Raw genomic sequence first — 17253 nt, forward strand, 5'->3', positions numbered from 1 at the left:
TTAGGAATAGGATACTTTAATTTGCTGGGCCTGACAAGCTTGCGTTACCTGTGTATCCTGTGCTTGATAGCCCCTCCTGTAGATAGGGTAGCATGCCCATGCTACAATTAACTGAGATCAACCTGTTTCAATATTCAATTCAAGCCGAACTCGCATCTGCATCGGACGGCAACTTCCAACAAGAAAGGTGATTAGCAATGAAAAACATCGGATTTATCGGACTGGGCACCATGGGCGCCCCGATGGCATCCAATCTGCTAAAGCAGGGATTCGGAGTCACAGTTTATAATCGTACCGCTTCGCGCTGCGAGCCACTGGTAGAGCAAGGCGCACGTACAGCTTCAACCCCTCGTGAAGCAGCTGAAGGTCAGCACTTGGTCATTACCATGGTCAGCGATGATCACTCCATTCGTGACATCTATTACGGCGAAGACGGCGTGTTTGCCGGACTTACGGCTGGCATGACCGTGATGGACAACAGTACGATATCACCTGAACTGGTCAAGCAACTGGCCGCCGAAGCGGACAAGCTGGGCTGCTCTTTCATTGATGCACCCGTAACAGGCAGTAAACCTGCTGCTGTAGACGGTACACTTGTGTTCATGGTTGGCGGTAATGCAGAAGCCATTGCGGCACAATCAGATGTTTTTGATACCCTGGGCAAAAAGGTACTTCATATGGGACCTAATGGCAGCGGGGCCGTAGCCAAGCTCGCTCATAATACGATGGTGGGTATTCATAACCTCGCTCTGGCTGAAGGCTTTGCTATCGCGGCTAAATCCGGCATCCCGGCAGATAGCTTCCTTGAATTGGTACAACTCGGATCGGCAGGCAGCAAGGCCGCTGAACTGAAAGGGCGCAAAATCATTGAACATGATTTTAGCAACCAGTTCTCACTTGCCTTGATGCTTAAGGACTTGAAGCTTGCTTCCTCACTAACCGACAGCCTGTCCATCCCCGCACCTATGTTATCCATTGCTAAAAGCCTGTTTCAAGCCGGGCAAACGCAAGGCTACGGCGACGAGGACCTATCCGCCGTCGTGAAGACATACGAAGCATGGATTGGCCGCACCATTGGTGGTCAACCTCTCGAATAAGCTGTACCTTTCTGTGTAACCATACTGCTGTGCTTGTGTACATATGGCATAGCTTTAGGGTAAGCACACTTGGCTTGAAGGCTGAGTGTGCTTACCCGTTTTAGCTTATTATTCGGGATAAGAACAGCAATAATCAGTTACACTTCGTACTTCCAGCTTGAATGAAGACTTTGCAGGTACGTGAAAGGTTGATGTCCCTTGTATTTCTAGCCATTCCTCAGTACCTGGAAGCAACACTCTCAAATCCCCTGCCAAAATCTCCATGATCTCACGGGAATCCGTGCCGAACTCGTACGTTCCTGGCAGCATAATACCCAGTGTAACCTTACTGCCGTCACCCAGGATGACTGTACGGCTTGTAACCTGACCATCGTAATAAACATTTGCTTTTTTAACTACGCTTACTCCATCAAACTGTGTCATTCGTTATCCCCTCATCTGCTCTCAATGGTTGAATGAATATTGGTGCATCATAACATAGATTTGATTCCAGCTTCAGTATGAAAATACACACTGTATCACGTATGCAATACACTGGAATTCAAAGTGTTTTTTTGCAAAACATCAACTGTATGAAATAAACAGCCGTAAGCCTTTCTCAGGTTACGACTGTCTGTTTTAGATGCTCCAGTGGTTTATTTCAACAAAGCTTTCACACGGCTAACAACATTCTCTACTGTAAAGCCGTATTCCTTAATCACGCGGTCGCCAGGTGCGGATGCGCCGAATGTGCTGATACCAAGAATGTCGCCTTGGTCGCCAACATATTTTTCCCAGCCCAGTGGATATGCCATTTCTACAGCCAAACGAGCTTTCACTTCTGGCAGCAGAACGGAATCTTTGTATGCTTTGTCTTGTTTTTCGAACAGATCCCAGCTCGGGAAGCTGATAACACGTACTTGAATACCTTGTTCTGCCAGTGCTTCCTGAGCTTTAACAGCCAGTTGTACTTCGGAGCCTGTAGCTAGAATTTGAGCAACTGGTTTGCCGTCTGTTGCATCTGCAACCACGTAAGCACCGCGTTTGATACCTTCGCGTGCATGCTCAGCACTAGCAGCCAGAATTGGCAGGTTTTGACGAGTCAATACCAGAGCAACCGGGTTTTTCTTGTTTTCCAGCGTGTAAGCCCAAGCAGCAGAAGTTTCATTACCGTCCGCTGGACGAATTACTGTCAAGTTCGGGATAATACGCAGGGAAGCCAATTGTTCGATCGGCTCATGAGTCGGACCATCTTCACCCACAGCAATACTGTCGTGAGTCAGAACGTAGGTTACAGGCAATCCCATCAGAGCTGCCAGACGAACGGCTGGACGCAGATAGTCTGTAAATACGAAGAATGTACCGCCGAATACTTTTACCCCTTGGTGCAACGCCATACCGTTCATCGCAGCAGCCATACCAAACTCGCGGATACCGAAATAGATGTTACGGCCGGCGTAGTCTTCTGGCGTAAAGTTCGTCAGGTTGTTCAAGTGTGTCATCGTGGAGCTTTCCAGATCGGCAGATCCGCCTGTCAGGAAAGGTACGTTAGGAGCCAATCCGTTCAGTGCATTACCAGAAGCTACACGAGTTGAAACCGCTTTGTCTCCAGTCGAGTATTTCGGAAGATCACGATCCCATCCTTCTGGAAGATCGCCGTTCACAGCTGTTTCGAACTGAGCTGCCAAATCAGGGTGAGCCGCTTTGTATTTCGCGAATTGTTCGTCCCATGCTTTGTTCGCCGCGATACCGCGCTCTTTTACTTTAGCAAATTGCTCGCGAACCTCTTGTGGTACGTGGAAGTCCTCTTCGTATACCCATTTGTAGAATTCTTTAGTCAGCTTGGCTTCTTCTGATCCCAGCGGGGAACCATGAGTACCACCGTGTCCGCCTTTACCTTGTTTGTTCGGGCTTCCGTAGCCGATGACTGTTTTCACTTCAATCAGCGTAGGGCGTGTCGAGTCGCCTTGCGCTTCTTCAATGGCCTTTTGGATGGCTGGAAGGTCGTTACCATCTTCTACGCGCAGTACTTGCCAGTTGTAAGCTTCAAAGCGTTTGGCAACACTCTCGGAAGAGGACAGATTTAGCTTGCCGTCCAGTGTAATATCATTGGAATCAAACAATACAATCAGCTTGCCCAGTTGTAAGCGGCCAGCCAGCGAAGCAGCCTCGTGGGAAATACCCTCCATCAGGTCGCCATCGCCGCAAATTGCATATGTGAAGTGATCTACAACTTTAAATTCGTCTTTATTATATGTTGCACCCAGTTGAGCTTCAGCCATTGCCATACCTACGGACATTGCGAGACCTTGTCCCAGAGGTCCAGTTGTAGCATCTACACCAGCAGTGTGCCCAAACTCAGGGTGGCCCGGTGTAAGGCTGCCCCATTGACGGAATTGTTTCAGTTCTTCCATAGGAAGATCATAGCCGCTCAGGTGTAGAAGGCTGTATAGCAACATGGAACCGTGTCCTGCGGACAATACAAAACGGTCGCGGTTAACCCATGTAGGTTGATCGGGATTATGATTCATCGTTTTAGCAAAAAGTTGATATCCCATTGGTGCGGAGCCCATCGGCATACCAGGATGTCCCGAGTTTGCTTTCTCGATGGCGTCAATTGCCAACGTACGAATAGTTGTGATGGACAAATTGTCGATCGTGGAGTTTTCATCCTTTTGAATCGCTTGATTCTGGTCAGTCATGGTTTGCCTCCTCATATTGTATAAAGTATGTCAATTGCATTCGGTCATACGCTCCAACACCACCGTCCGATATAGAAACGCTGTCTATTGAAGTGAGTGAATCTGCTTGAATGTTTCAATATGACTTATACATTCTTAAGTATTGTACCATTTGCCGTGAAAGTTTGCCAGATCGTTTATAAAGATGATTGTAGAAATGTAGCACCGAATCCTCATATAAATATACCCGTAATGTATTAACCTCATTTAAAAAATTATAAAATCACAAAAAAATATTATGTACTGACTGTATATAAGGCAAGTAACTCACATAAAAAAACAAAGCCCGTTTTGCGACGGGCTTTTGTTTAACCAAAAATATATACTCACAAATTTATTTTCTGAAATTTTAAGATTAGTTAAAAACGACCGTTTTGTTCTCATGAACCAGAATACGATCCTCCGCATGCCACTTCACGGCTCTTGCCAAAACGACCCGCTCTATGGTGCGACCGATTCGTTTTAGCTCATTCACATCATCTCCGTGGCTTACACGCTGCACGTCCTGCTCAATGATCGGGCCACCGTCCAATTCTTCAGTTACATAATGCGCAGTAGCACCAATAATTTTCACACCGCGATTATAGGCTTGGGCATATGGCTTCCCACCCACGAATGCAGGCAGAAAGGAATGATGGATATTGATAATCCGGTTGCGATAATGCTCAATAAACTTGGGAGAAATAATCTGCATGTAACGGGCCAAAATGATAACGTCAATGTCTTCGCCAATGACCTCCAGTTGACGGCGCTCCGCCTCCGGCTTGGTATCGGCGGTTACCGGAATATGGTGATATGGGATGCCAAATGATTCCACATACTCCTTCATATCTGGATGATTACTAACCACCAATGAAATATCCGCGTCCAGATCTCCTGCCTGCCATTGCCACAGCAGTTCTACCAAACAGTGATCTTCTTTGGAAACAAAAATGGCCAGTTTTTTCTTGCGGCTGACCGCAGAAATCGTCCACTCCATACGGAATTGCTCGGCAACAGCGGCAAAATCCTGCTCCAACTGTGACTGGGTTGCACTCAAATTCGGCAGATCAAATTCAATCCGCATAAAAAACATTCCGCCGGACGGGTCCATTGTATATTGGTCAGATTGAACAATATTGGCCCCATGCTCGTACAAAAAACGAGACACGGCTGCTACAATACCTGGTCCGTCTGGACAAGATACAAGCATACGCGCGCGGTTTTCATGGGCAGATAGAGTGCTATTTGGCTGATGTTTTACGTGAATTTCCATGTGGCTATTAATCCCCCTTAGCTTATACCGTCACTGGCAAATGACTGCCGGCAAACCAGGCAATCAACCGTTGATTAATGTGTTCTTCGCTCAAATCTGGAAATAGTGCTGCTTCCGTTATCATGTCATACAAACGCTCCAACGGCTCACGTGGATCGGCTTTTCTTACTTTGGCATCATTTTTCAGCAGAGCCCAGGTGTCCAACACAAATTTACGGACGTCCACATCCTGTTTTTTGAAAAACGAATGCAATTGCTCTACTTGACCCAAAAACTCATCCCCAAAGCGATCCTTTACATTTCCGCGAAGCAGGGCAATTTCAACCTCATACATCGGACGCTGAGTTTTAGCTTCCTTGCCAATCCATGGCGTCTCCAAAATAAACGGACGTCCTTGAAGTGCTTCATGATGCACCACATTATGAATAGTCTGATAGCCAATCCAGCCTGATCCGATCGGAGTATGGCGGTCTTTATGAGCGCCAACTGGATTTTTACTATCATTGATGTGAACAACTGCGATGCGATTCAAGCCGACAATACGGTCGAATTGCTCCAATACACCGTCCAGATCATTTACGATATCATAACCCGCATCGTGAATGTGACAGGTGTCCATACAAACTGTAAGACGCTCGTTGCGCTCTACTTTATCTATAATGGAGGCAATTTCCTCAAAGCTACGACCCATTTCGGTACCTTTGCCTGCCATCGTTTCAAGCGCAATGTTAACATCTGTCTCCTTGACGCCGTTCAGTACCTCGTTCAAACCATCGGCAATACGCCCGATTCCGTACTCCGCATCCTTATCGGTAAAAGCGCCCGGATGCAGCACGATATTTTTCACACCAATCGCGTGTGTGCGTCGAATTTCCTCCTGAAGAAAGCTGACCGCAAGTTCATAGGTATTCTCTTTGTAAGAGCCGAGATTGATGATATACGGGGCATGCACCACGATATCTTCCATTCCCTTTTCAGCCATTAACTGCTTGCCTTCCTCCAAATACATGGACTCCATCGGTTTACGACGCGTGTTTTGCGGTGCTCCCGTGTATATCATAAAGGAGCTGGCCCCGTAAGAAGACGCTTCTTTTGTAGCGCTGAGCAGACCCTTGTCCGAGAAGGACACATGAGAACCAATTTTCAGCATGATCCTGATTCATCCCCTTATCCTGTTATACTTGTCTTATTTTAATTTAATCATTTTAACGTGATTATTGAAATCAAACAACATAGCTTTTATGGCAGCTTTTTTAAATCAGGATTTTGCAAAATTCGATTCCAGTCGCTCCAAAGTGCAATATACAGACGAACCAGACCATTTCGATCTATATATTCTTCATTGAAAGTCGCTTATTGGGTTTTTGCAAAATCCTCAAATGACTCTATTAAGGGAACACGTAGATAAAGTACACATCAGAATTTATCTTGGTCAAACGAGGGTAAATAAAATCATGGATTGACATCCTTAACCATATAAAGGTACATTCATATGAAGTTTTTTTCTCGAAAAGGGTTATATTCTATAACAGATGTATTTTTTTGTGAATCGGAAGGAGAGCTGGCTCCATGAACATCATCGTATGTGGAGGAACTGGATTGGTGGGGAGTGCACTGGTCAAAAGCCTGCTAGACGACGGATACACCGTGAAAGTCGTTACCCGCAAGCCACTGGTAGGACACGAAGCGAGCCCCCGCTTGCAATATATGAGTTGGAACGAATTAAAACAAAAGCCTGAAGTACTGGAAGGCACAGATGCGGTCGTTAATTTAGCAGGCGAAACGCTGAATCAGCGCTGGACGGATAAGTCCAAACAAAGAATTCTTCAATCTCGACTGCTATCTGTTGCACGGTTGGCTCAAGCATTGAATGCTCTACAAAAAAAACCGAAAGTTATCATTCAGGCTTCGGCTGTTGCCGCCTATGGTACATCCCTGACCGAAACATTCGATGAAACGAGCCCGCGCTGTTCGGGAGATTTTCTGTCTCAGGTGGTTGAGCAATGGGAAGAAGCAGCCAATGTCTACCCGTCTGATGCCCGTTTAATCAAGTTACGCATTAGCCTTGTGCTGGACAGAAAAAAAGGGGCATTCCCACTCATGAAGATACCTTATAGCTTCGGATTCGGCGGCAGAATAGGCAGCGGCCATCAATGGATGAGCTGGATTCATATTGAGGATATCGTTCGTCTGATCACGTACTGCATCCATACGACGGAAATCGTCGGGGTAGTAAATGCTTCATCACCAGATCCCTTGACGAACGACCAGTTTGGGAAAACGGTAGCTACGGTATATCACCGTCCGCACTGGTTTCCCGTCCCCAGCATTCTCGTTTCAAAGCTAGTTGGTGAGATGAGTACGCTTGTATTGGATGGTCAAAAGGTAATCCCGCGCAAAGCGCTGGAGCACGGATTTAAGTTTAACTATCCTTCACTTAAGGACGCTCTAGAGGAACTCCATTCTTCCCAAAAACAGCATTGAATTTAAAAAGAGGAACTCCAGGCTGGTAGGTTAGTGTCATTACCAGCTTAGGGTTCATTTTTTTTAGTCAGAAACAAACTATCAAACAGACCACAAGTTTTTAAGATGCCCCACTTTATTCCTATGAATAGTCCACTATTTATAAAGAAAGAAGCCCTGAATATAACAGGCCTCTTCTTGACATATATCCATATAACCTTTATTTATGATGCATTGGAGGATTTAAAAGAGTCCAACCGATAAGTATAAGAAACTCCAGCGATTTTAAAAATGTCTCCATCCTTCATTGTGTACTCCTTATAAGGCACCATGGGCTCTCCATTCAGAACAGTTCCGTTCGTCGAGGATAAATCCTTAACAATGTGGCTATGTTCTCCTGTAACTATGCAAAGCTCAATATGAGAACGGGAAGCTCCATCCGTATGCTCCACAAACTGGACCAATTGCGGATCTCTCCCGATGATAAAGCTGCCTGCAACGAATTGGTCTGGCTGCAACCGGATGCGCTCGGTCCCTCCACTACCTGGTGGCTTGCGATCCAGGCAAGCAATCGGTGATTGCTGAACAGTTGAACTCTGCATCTCTTGATCTGGACGAAGCAGCATCGTTTCCTGCTTAGATGCAGCATTTAGCAGCTCCGTTACTCCGGAGAGAGACTTATAATAAGCCTCACTGGTATCACTGGCTTCCAATTCATTCACCCGTTCCGCACCTTTCCACGATGGCTCGTGTAGGTCATAATTTGCTGAAGTTTTCTCCCTATCTTCCGTAACTCGGTTTCCCACGCTTTTAGATTCTGAGTTTGGAAAAGTCCATCTCCAGCTCTCCTGCCCTTGATCACTCGAATTGGAAGATTGCTTGTCTTGATGATGACGTCCCGCTACAAATCCGGTCAGCTTATCTACCTGATAACGATCATTTTTCCGCTGTGCTGAGGAAGAAGTAGTTCCTAACCATTCCGAATCCAATACAGGTACTGAATCACTGTACATATGAGATGAAGCTCGATTGCGCTCCCATTTTCCCGTCCAGCTTATATAAGCAACAGCGGCAAGTACCAAGGTCAGCACCACGGAAATGATCAACGGTACCGTTTCTGGATGGTCCAGGTAAATATAACGCCACACGATGGCCGAAGCGAGCATACATCCGAGAGCAATGTAAGTTTTATATTTTTGCAATCCAGGCTCCACATCTTCTAATTCGTTTTCTGTTACAAGCTCAGAATTCTCCTCTGATTTCACGGACGGTTTGAGCCGATTGATCCGTTTAAGCTCCTGAATCTCCTGCTGAGTTTCCCGATGCTCTCGCGCGTATGTTCCGCCACGATCCGTATAGTTTCTCTGTGAGGTATGAGCAGATAGGATAGGATCGGCTGATGAAAAAGCTTGCCCTTCCATACTTTCTCCCTGCACGCTAGCACTGTCAGTACCAGCCGTCATCCCTTGCAATAGCAGTTCCTTTAGCAATCCCAATTCAAATTCACTTCTATCACACAGATCGAGTATGCGTTGTATATATTCTCCCTGAAAGTGAGCCACACGAGTCATTAAACGAATAACCATCTGCTTAAATTGACTTCCTGGTTGCCCTGCATACTGTACACTGCGTATAGGAACATAAGTTAAACTGGCGGTTTCCCTTGTACCTGAACCACTTAGAAAAATATAATCCTCGTGCAAAATAAAATGGCGAATATCTAACATATATTGCGGGCTGCGATGGAGGGCATCTGCCACTTCAAAAAGAATCTGGTAGAAATCAGAAGTCGACACGCCCCCACCTTTCCATAACTGGGAAAGCATGCGTTGCCCCGAAATGTCGTAATGTAACTCAATCTGAAAATCGACTTCCTTTATTCTAAGTTCCAGCAGACCGGGAATCCGATTACCAGTCATCATTCCGGTCTGTACGGAATTTAAATCATCGGTCTTGAGCCCGTCTTCCTTGTTTAGAATCATAAATGTCCCGCCGTTCCGGGCAAAATCCCTGCTTAAACTAAACAATTCATGACCTCCTTAACAATTTCCTATCTCCGTGAGGTAGCATGATCTCCCCCAGCGGACATGTCATGGCAAGAAGTAAAGATAAGCACTGATCGCTCCCGGAATGACTGCCGTCATAAAAGGAAACCTGAGATGCGCTTCATTCCCACTGGTCAGCGCTTTGCCGCTGCGAAATAGAAAAAATCCTCCTAAATTAAAAGCCACGCGCCGCAGTCTCATGATAGTTTCCCTCTTCCATAGCAAAATCCCTATGCCAATAATACCTGCAAAAAAAATCGAATATAAAGCTGATTGCCATGCAAAAGCGGCACCTGTCCATGCTCCAATCAAGCCGAACAGCTTTACATCTCCTGCACCAACAGCACCCATCCAGTACAAAATCAGCATGAAACCAAATCCGGTACCCAGTCCAGCAACTGCAAATAAAAAACCGTGCCACCCTCCAAACAGAGTATTGAACACCAAGCCTACCACTATGCCGGGCAATGTAAGCTTATTAGGGATTTTCATGCTACGTAAATCCGTAACTAACGCAATCGCGAGCAGAACTCCGCATACAATGTACATCCACGTCAAAGCAATCTTCCCCCTTTATAAAATAGAACTAGCAGACTGCCAAAACATTTTCCATCGTAGTTATTCCTGTCCGTCTATGTCGAGTCGATCCTATCTATCCATCAGCTGGCTTTTCCACGGTAAACGGAACTTCTATACGTTGACCGTCCTCCGTTTCAATTACAAAGCTCCATTGACCGGGTGTTGTGTTCGTTCCCACAAACCAGTTCCATTCAATAATCCCGTCCGCATTGGCAGAGGTCCAGCCCAAGTGCTGAGCTGTGCTTTCACCCGACTTATAAAGTACAGAAAGGTTAGCAGTCGTCCCAGGCTGAACCTTGGCCTTGATCAAATTGTACACACCCTTCACAGCAGGTTCAGGCTTGACGAGCAACTGTATGGAATGCTGCGCATCCTTATCCGCTGTTGCCTCTCCTGTACCTGTCCCCTCCCCTGTGTTCCCAATCCAGAGACGTTCCTCTGCCGCCGCTTGAAGCACAATGCTACGATACAGAAAGGGGACCTTCATCGGCAGTTCATACGATAGCTCTACTCTAAAATAAGGGTCCTTAGTTCCTGTAAGAGCAGGTACATGTACGCTCGTTATATGAATACGGTCATACTCCAGTATGCTTTCTTCTATAAAAGGCTTTAGCATCGGCTTCAGAACAGGATCAAGTGCAGCCTCCGTAAATCGCCCCCGCAGCTCCTCCATCGGCTTTTGACCACCCTGAACAGCGCTCTCTACCCAATCACCAATTGGAGGTGGCAACTGGGAAGCGAATTGGCTTGCATATTCACTCACAGATAACTTGGGCAGTTCATCCAACGGGTCACGGACTGCATCTATTTTCGCGGACGCCGCCTCCACGGCTAGAGAAACTGGGTAGATTTTAGCCGAAACCTGTTTAACCGCTTCTGAAGTGGTGTTCTGCAACGCTGTAGATACCAGTGTCATCTGAACCATATAGATGAGAAAAATAATAAAAAACAGAAACATTGGCAACACCAATGACGCTTCTAAAACAATACTTCCTTGTTCACATTGCTTCTGCCTACAAACTTTCCGTAAACACCGATTAATAGGAAAAATGCGCTGTTTTCGTGACATAGTACACACTTCCCTTAATACTCTCGCCTTCTTTTGAGGCGGTCCCGAGCATCTTCATTACCCCAGGTAGAAACCACAGCCTCATCCCATTCTTGACCTCACCCGTTGCATACGTTTGCCGCTCAGCAGGATTGACATCTGTATTCAGGCGGATCAGAGCCAGCATACGGGACATTTTTCGTTCATTATTGCTATGGAGCATCAGGAACAATCGCAAATGATCCTTGTATGTCATTCGAAATTTCAGAAAATCAGACAATGGCACGTCCCCCTTTTGTGCCAGCATAATCATATCTTCTATCGCTTTTTCTACTCCATATAACAAAGCTGCCGCCAAAACGACCAGCGGATTACCTTTTGAGCTGTTTTTAACCAATCCCTCCATTGTTCGAATGGCAAGTCTCATAGCAAAAATTTCTCCATAGGCGGATGCCAAATTACCCGTCGGATTATGGAACCCATACAGGATGTACTCAACTTCCTGATTATTCACCTCCAGCTGATCTCCCAAAATCTGTGCAGCATTTCCCACATTTCCACCCGATCCGGCCAAACTGCCAAAACGGCTAAAATCCACATGATGGAAGTAAGAAAGCGCGTATTCATTCTGGTAAAACTCGTCTCCCAGTTGAGTCAGTAAATTGGATGTCGACCCGTATAGACCATCCATACTATCCATGGAAGCTCCCGCTGCATCATAGGTGTCATAGGGCAAATCAGCGGATACAGATGGACTGGATGTAGACTGGTTAAACGAAATACTTTCATTGTAATACCGCTCCAGATTTTGGAATTGTTCTGCACTTTGTTTACCTTTGGAAAGAACCTCAATGATCCGATAGGCTTGTTTGAGTTTGTTTTTCGCCTCTTTTTCCATTTTCTTGCGTTCTTTGTCTGGTCCACGTCGCGTATCCATCATTTTGGCTTCACCGTCGAGTACATTGGCAGGTCCCGTCCAAGCATACGCATTCAAGTATTTATCTATCTCTTTGAGCGTTGATGCGACTTCCTGCTTGAGCATGTCTGCATTCAAAAATGGATCTGTATAAAAAGATAAGGTACGCATCATGCTCGTTATTCTATTGTTAGCAGTATTTATAGAAGTCCGTTGCTTTTCGATTTCTGCTTCCCACTGCTCAAATTCCTTGTCTGGAATCAACAAATCCTCTGCCTTTTGCCGTGCGCTTCCTACCGACGGATCTGCGTTGGAGCCTGCTCCGCTTGGAGTAGGGGCTGCTGATACCTCATCATAGCCTGCATTGGCCGCCCTCTGCTTATATTGGGCAATGACTTTGCGCATCTCTTCATTAATCTGTCGGGCCTCATTTAAAGGTTCCCTGGCTTCCAGAAGCAGCTTATCATGTTCTTCTTCAGCCTGAACCATGACCTGGCGCAGTCGGTCAAGTGCTGTTCTTCCCCTTCTTGCATATTTCTCTATCTGCATGATTTTAACGTCGTCCACACTCTTCTTATTGTCCTCATATACGTGTACGTAATGCTTATATTGAGCGGCAATATCGGCTACAACCTCAAGCGGGTCCCATATATACTGATTGGGCATATAGCTGCCCCTCTGTTTAATAATCCGCTTGCGAACCTCTTCCATATAAACTCCTGCCTTACGCTGCTTCTCCAGCATGTCATCCAGTTTGGCCTCTCGTCTGTCGTACAGCTTTTGCAGCCGTTTCAGCAAATCTACCGTATGAGAAGCCTCTTTCATATTTTGGGAGAGCGGCTTTAGCTTTTCGAGCACTTCAAACGTAAAATCGACAGGTGCTTTATACTTCATCTCTTCACGGATCTGCTCGTTAAATATGGCATATTTACCAAGCTCCCTTTCCATTTGCAGGGAACTAGAATCCAGCTTCATATTCATAAGCGGGAGCGTATCTGCGCGTGTCGTACGCCGCGCGCTGTCATTCAGCACTTTGACCATAATTTGTTCTCCGCCGCCTTCGCCATAAGCAAACAAACCGTACTCCTGTTGTAATGTCGGATCATAAGCAGACATCACTGACCGAACCGCCGCATGGGTCAGCCGTTCGGTCTGCACATGCAGTGCAGCAATTCTTGCGTAATCAATAAATACAGCAATAAAACCGAACATGACTGCCAAAATCAGAATTAAAAAGACCGTGACAGCACCTGATTCCCCGTCCTTTGTATTGTGTCCCTTACCAAACACCCGCTTCCTCCTTTCCAGTTACATTCCTATTACTTACTTCTCACTGACCGTTTTCACCATATTGCATCAATACTTTCCCTACAACTGCCGAATCTACCTTTTCACCTGATCCTCTGCCCATAAACTTCGCACCATAATAACGGACCAACTCCACCGTACGAATCCATTCCACAGGTTCGACCACGCCAGAGCTCATTTTCCCTTGCAAATCTGTCTGATCTAAAAACTGATTCAACAAAGGTACCTTCACAATCTTATTTAACTTTGTGGTCACCTTACGGTGAATCATACTGTTCTCATATGTCATCTGCCCCTGCATGCCCGCAGGCATTCTATTTTCTGCATTGGACAGCTTCTGAGCAGGTAACGAGCCTCCCCCATTGCCGCCCGGCACCTGTACACTTTCCTGATTGTTGGCTCCGGTCCAGCCAAACAGGGCTCCCAGCATAACATCATCCTTCAGGCGCCAATAGAGAGAATCCCGTTGCCCTTGTGTAAATGCTCCCGTACGTGGGTCCTTGAAGCTGTTATCCCAACTGTAAGCGGCCCTTTCCGAAGCAGTAGCAGCGACCTGCACCAATATAGATTTTTGATATATGTAGAGGCAAAAAAATAACATCACAAAAATGACCAGCAGTAGAATGGGAAAGACGAGGGAAGCTTCCAAGGAGAAGCTCCCGTCCTCTTTTTGTGCCAATTTACGCAGCATTATGAATCCATAAAATCGTTACTTTTTTTATCCGCCTTTTTCAAAAGCCCTTCTACAATTTTCTTGATCTGATCCTTGAAAATAATTGCCACCGCAATCAGAATGGCAATGATCAGGATCATTTCTAACGTACCCAGACCATCTTCATCCTTGTACAATTTACGAATACTACCTGTTACTAATGTCATCATCGTTGTATTCCTCCTACATATTCATCATCATTAAAGCCGGAGCGCCCACCAGTACAATTACCGTTAGCAAAATCAGCGCCATCGGGAATACTAGCTTAGATGAAGCCTGCTCCCCTCTTGTGCGGCTAATTGAAGTCCGCTTGCCCCATAACGTTTGGGATAACTCACGTAAAGCCATCACGAAATCGCTCCCGCCGCGCCTCATATTCAACAAAACTGTCGTCGTAAATACCGTCATTTCCTGAATGCCACAACGTTTGCTCAGGTGCTCAAATGCCTGTTGAAAGGAAAAGCCACTTTCCCATTCCGCCACCGTCTGCCTCAGTTCTCGATACAACGGATGTTCCGTATCCGCCCCTTTACGTTCCACGCAATGTAGCAATGACCGTTGTACCGTCTCACCTGCACCTACTAAAAGCATCATTTTACTCAACAGTTCAGGCAGTTCCGTTAAAATTTGCTGATCCCGCTTCTGTACTTTCCCGTACAAATCCTTGATCAGCGCGATGGGTACCAGAATACCAAGTCCCAATCCGAGCACCAGCCCGGTCGCATCTCCACCCAGCAAAAGCGATATTATAGCTCCACCAGCAGCCATCATATATCCGTAACCCAACATTTCTGCCAGAAAAAGCATCGTTTTTTCTCCACTGTTGCGCATACCATACAGCTTCTGCACCGAACGCTGGAGCTTGAACATCAGCAAAGGCAGCCTATGAGTAGCACGTGAAGCATGAATCATGTGTACAAATGGGACTGAAAGTCTTTGCAGCCGCAGTCCCTCCAGCTTCATATGGCGGAAATGCGCATACTTAGCACCGTGCATCTGGTTCAGCACCACCCAACCTCCCACTTGCAGAACCAGCATAACCAGACAAACCAACATCATCACGCCTATCTCTCCTTACACTTCAATCTTCATAATGTGGTTGATCCACACAAGACACCCACCAAGAACCAATAAACAAAAGGTTGATAAAATCATACCCGTACCGCTGTATAAGGGCATCATGTAATCACCCGCTGTCATAGTCATAAACAATACAAACAAAAAAGGCGCCGCAAACATAACCCTCGATTCAAAACGTTTCTGCGCAATCATTACACCGATCTCCTGCTGAATTTCCAACTTCTCACCGATGACACTTGAAGCTCGTCGTACGACTTCCACCAGATCACCTCCGGTTCGCTTGCAAGCCGCAAATACGTCCGCAAAATTCGTAATATCCTCCATCTGCGCCCGACGGGCCAAATCCTGCAAAGCAGCCTCTACAGGCTGTCCGATTTCGAGACAGGCGGTAATGATGTTAAATTCAAAAATCAGGTCGTGATCTCCATCCGGACTAAGCAATCTCAAATCCTCTACAGCCTCACGAAAACCATTCTCCACCGACCTTCCCGCTGAAAGAGAAGACGAGAGCGAATATAAAGCCTGTTTGAATTGGATGCTTAGAGCAGACCTGCGTCTTTGCAGCAAAAATTGCCTAAAATAACGAGGGGTCACCACAGCCCCGGCAGCGCACAGCAACGATAATATCCATTGGTGATAAAATAGATAGCCGATCATCGCGAACAACACGCCACTAAAGAATATGCACAGACTTTTTTGTACTGTCGATAATATATATACCGTATAATCTGGCAGAGAAGGGACCTCCCGTGATACTTGCTTGGCCGTCGTTTTTCCTGACTTCACCCTGATACTCCTCCCCTGTGCCAGCTTTCCGGATTGATCCCGGCCATTTGCAGCTTCAAAGTATGTTGCAGCCCCTCGCCACAACGTTCCAGACCTCCTACGATTCGTCCCTTACTTTCTCCTCGTTCCTGAAAACGATAAAGGGGATTAAGCGTCACCTCACCATTTTCAAAACCAATCACTTCGCTAATTTCCAGCACTCGTCTGGATTTGTCGCGCATCCGTGACAGATGAACGAATATATCAATGGCCGAGCTGATCTGCTGCCGTACTACTCCAAGCGGAAGCTCTGCCCCTCCGAGCACCATCGTTTCCAGCCGGCTGACCATATCGCGAATATTATTTGCGTGGCCAGTTGACAAGCTTCCATCATGGCCAGTATTCATCGCTTGCAGCATATCCAGCGCCTCACTTCCCCGGACCTCACCCACCACAATGCGGTTGGGCCGCATACGCAGAGAGGAACGAATCAGATCACGAATCGTGATTTCTCCCTTTCCCTCGGTGTTCGCATTCCGTGTTTCCATGGAAACCAGATTAGGGACCGTCACAATTTGCAGCTCTGCTGAGTCTTCAATGGTAATAATCCGTTCAGACGACGGGATAAACTGGGATAATGCATTCAGAAAGGTTGTTTTACCAGAACCCGTTCCTCCGCTTATAAAAATGTTGTACTTGCTACGTACCAAGTCCTTGAGCATAGTAGCGGCTTCTGCATCCAGCGCACCCATTCGAATCAAGTCATCCATCGTCATAGGACGCTCGGGAAACTTCCGTATTGTCATCGTCGGACCCTTGAGAGCAACTGGAGGCAGCACAATATTTACGCGTGACCCATCCTTTAATCGGGCATCCACAATGGGGGAAGCCTCATTCACAATTCGATTCACCCCGGCTACAATCGTCTGGATTAAATCCTCCAGTCGCTCGCCGGACTCAAATTGATCGGGTATCTGCATCACCTCACCAGCCCGCTCCACAAAGATTTCCCGGTGACTGTTGATCATAATTTCCGTAACGGTAGGGTCGTCAATCAATGGCTGGAGTACATCCAGGCCACGGAAAGAGTTAAAAATCTTGCGGACAAGGGCGTGCTTCTCTCGGGAAGTTAAGCCCACCAGCTCTACATCGTGTAAAATTCGATTTTCAATATGCCGTACCAGATCGGCATCCTTTACCGAGGACGTTACGTCCAGCCCGTTTCGGATATCTGCTCGCAATGCCTTAAACCGTTCCTCATTCAT

The 17253-nt window shown here is 46.4% G+C and carries 15 protein-coding genes; 2 read left to right on the top strand and 13 right to left on the bottom strand.

The genetic code is table 11. The features are described 5' to 3' along the window. The first annotated feature begins 197 nt into the window (after nt 1–197). Nucleotides 198–1097, top strand: coding sequence for an NAD(P)-dependent oxidoreductase (locus AC5ELV_RS04470; protein WP_493429265.1), 900 nt, complete (start codon nt 198–200; stop codon nt 1095–1097). 108 nt (nt 1098–1205) lie between these two features. Here the strand turns inward: AC5ELV_RS04470 and ppnP are convergent, their stop codons facing one another. The 4 genes from ppnP to AC5ELV_RS04490 form a co-directional block, all read right to left on the bottom strand. Beyond that, nucleotides 1206–1520 carry a pyrimidine/purine nucleoside phosphorylase gene (ppnP, locus tag AC5ELV_RS04475; protein WP_025722684.1) on the bottom strand — a complete coding sequence of 105 codons (315 nt, stop codon included), beginning with the start codon at nt 1518–1520 and terminating at the stop codon, nt 1206–1208. Between the two features lie 212 nt (nt 1521–1732). Further along, nucleotides 1733–3778 (bottom strand): transketolase, encoded by a 2046-nt coding sequence (gene tkt, locus AC5ELV_RS04480; RefSeq protein WP_493429266.1) that lies wholly within the window; start codon nt 3776–3778, stop codon nt 1733–1735. Between the two features lie 394 nt (nt 3779–4172). Continuing rightward, nucleotides 4173–5072, bottom strand: a complete 900-nt coding sequence (gene purU, locus AC5ELV_RS04485; protein ID WP_493429267.1) for a formyltetrahydrofolate deformylase — start codon at nt 5070–5072, stop codon at nt 4173–4175. Between the two features lie 22 nt (nt 5073–5094). Further along, nucleotides 5095–6222, bottom strand: a complete 1128-nt coding sequence (locus AC5ELV_RS04490; RefSeq protein ID WP_493429268.1) for a deoxyribonuclease IV — start codon at nt 6220–6222, stop codon at nt 5095–5097. Nucleotides 6223–6641: 419 nt separating this feature from the next. Between AC5ELV_RS04490 and AC5ELV_RS04495 the strand changes: the two genes are divergently transcribed. Further along, nucleotides 6642–7556: a TIGR01777 family oxidoreductase gene (locus AC5ELV_RS04495; RefSeq protein ID WP_493429269.1), complete on the top strand. Its 915-nt coding sequence runs from the start codon at nt 6642–6644 to the stop codon at nt 7554–7556. A 203-nt stretch (nt 7557–7759) separates the two neighbouring features. Here the strand turns inward: AC5ELV_RS04495 and AC5ELV_RS04500 are convergent, their stop codons facing one another. From AC5ELV_RS04500 to AC5ELV_RS04540, 9 genes are all read right to left on the bottom strand, one after another. Beyond that, entirely contained in the window at nt 7760–9562 is a 1803-nt protein-coding gene (locus AC5ELV_RS04500; RefSeq protein ID WP_493429270.1) for a DUF6382 domain-containing protein, read from the bottom strand. Between the two features lie 63 nt (nt 9563–9625). Beyond that, nucleotides 9626–10138 carry an A24 family peptidase gene (locus tag AC5ELV_RS04505; RefSeq protein ID WP_025722689.1) on the bottom strand — a complete coding sequence of 171 codons (513 nt, stop codon included), beginning with the start codon at nt 10136–10138 and terminating at the stop codon, nt 9626–9628. A 94-nt stretch (nt 10139–10232) separates the two neighbouring features. Then, nucleotides 10233–11228 (bottom strand): TadE/TadG family type IV pilus assembly protein, encoded by a 996-nt coding sequence (locus tag AC5ELV_RS04510; RefSeq protein WP_493429271.1) that lies wholly within the window; start codon nt 11226–11228, stop codon nt 10233–10235. Further along, nucleotides 11197–13413: a hypothetical protein gene (locus tag AC5ELV_RS04515; protein WP_493429272.1), complete on the bottom strand. Its 2217-nt coding sequence runs from the start codon at nt 13411–13413 to the stop codon at nt 11197–11199. Before AC5ELV_RS04515 ends, AC5ELV_RS04510 begins: the two co-directional genes overlap by 32 nt. A gap of 40 nt (nt 13414–13453) precedes the next feature. Next, entirely contained in the window at nt 13454–14122 is a 669-nt protein-coding gene (locus AC5ELV_RS04520) for a TadE family protein (RefSeq protein WP_493429273.1), read from the bottom strand. Further along, nucleotides 14122–14313: a Flp1 family type IVb pilin gene (locus tag AC5ELV_RS04525; protein WP_013309278.1), complete on the bottom strand. Its 192-nt coding sequence runs from the start codon at nt 14311–14313 to the stop codon at nt 14122–14124. The genes AC5ELV_RS04520 and AC5ELV_RS04525 overlap by 1 nt, the downstream gene beginning before the upstream one ends. A 13-nt stretch (nt 14314–14326) precedes the next feature. Then, nucleotides 14327–15199 carry a type II secretion system F family protein gene (locus AC5ELV_RS04530; RefSeq protein ID WP_493429349.1) on the bottom strand — a complete coding sequence of 291 codons (873 nt, stop codon included), beginning with the start codon at nt 15197–15199 and terminating at the stop codon, nt 14327–14329. A gap of 18 nt (nt 15200–15217) precedes the next feature. Then, complete coding sequence (locus tag AC5ELV_RS04535) at nt 15218–16009, bottom strand: type II secretion system F family protein (RefSeq protein ID WP_493429274.1); 792 nt, start codon at nt 16007–16009, stop codon at nt 15218–15220. Further along, nucleotides 16006–17253 (bottom strand): TadA family conjugal transfer-associated ATPase, encoded by a 1248-nt coding sequence (locus tag AC5ELV_RS04540; RefSeq protein WP_493429275.1) that lies wholly within the window; start codon nt 17251–17253, stop codon nt 16006–16008. The genes AC5ELV_RS04535 and AC5ELV_RS04540 overlap by 4 nt, the downstream gene beginning before the upstream one ends.

It is taken from the genome of Paenibacillus sp. NMA1017 (assembly GCF_058895805.1).

Coding starts and splice junctions, on each gene's coding strand:
- purU (WP_493429267.1), bottom strand. CDS start 5,072: ATGGAAATTCACGTAAAACATCAGCCAAATAGCACTCTATCTGCCCAT.
- AC5ELV_RS04490 (WP_493429268.1), bottom strand. CDS start 6,222: ATGCTGAAAATTGGTTCTCATGTGTCCTTCTCGGACAAGGGTCTGCTC.
- ppnP (WP_025722684.1), bottom strand. CDS start 1,520: ATGACACAGTTTGATGGAGTAAGCGTAGTTAAAAAAGCAAATGTTTAT.
- tkt (WP_493429266.1), bottom strand. CDS start 3,778: ATGACTGACCAGAATCAAGCGATTCAAAAGGATGAAAACTCCACGATC.
- AC5ELV_RS04530 (WP_493429349.1), bottom strand. CDS start 15,199: ATGTTGGTTTGTCTGGTTATGCTGGTTCTGCAAGTGGGAGGTTGGGTG.
- AC5ELV_RS04510 (WP_493429271.1), bottom strand. CDS start 11,228: ATGTCACGAAAACAGCGCATTTTTCCTATTAATCGGTGTTTACGGAAA.
- AC5ELV_RS04495 (WP_493429269.1), top strand. CDS start 6,642: ATGAACATCATCGTATGTGGAGGAACTGGATTGGTGGGGAGTGCACTG.
- AC5ELV_RS04520 (WP_493429273.1), bottom strand. CDS start 14,122: ATGCTGCGTAAATTGGCACAAAAAGAGGACGGGAGCTTCTCCTTGGAA.
- AC5ELV_RS04470 (WP_493429265.1), top strand. CDS start 198: ATGAAAAACATCGGATTTATCGGACTGGGCACCATGGGCGCCCCGATG.
- AC5ELV_RS04525 (WP_013309278.1), bottom strand. CDS start 14,313: ATGATGACATTAGTAACAGGTAGTATTCGTAAATTGTACAAGGATGAA.
- AC5ELV_RS04540 (WP_493429275.1), bottom strand. CDS start 17,253: ATGAATGAGGAACGGTTTAAGGCATTGCGAGCAGATATCCGAAACGGG.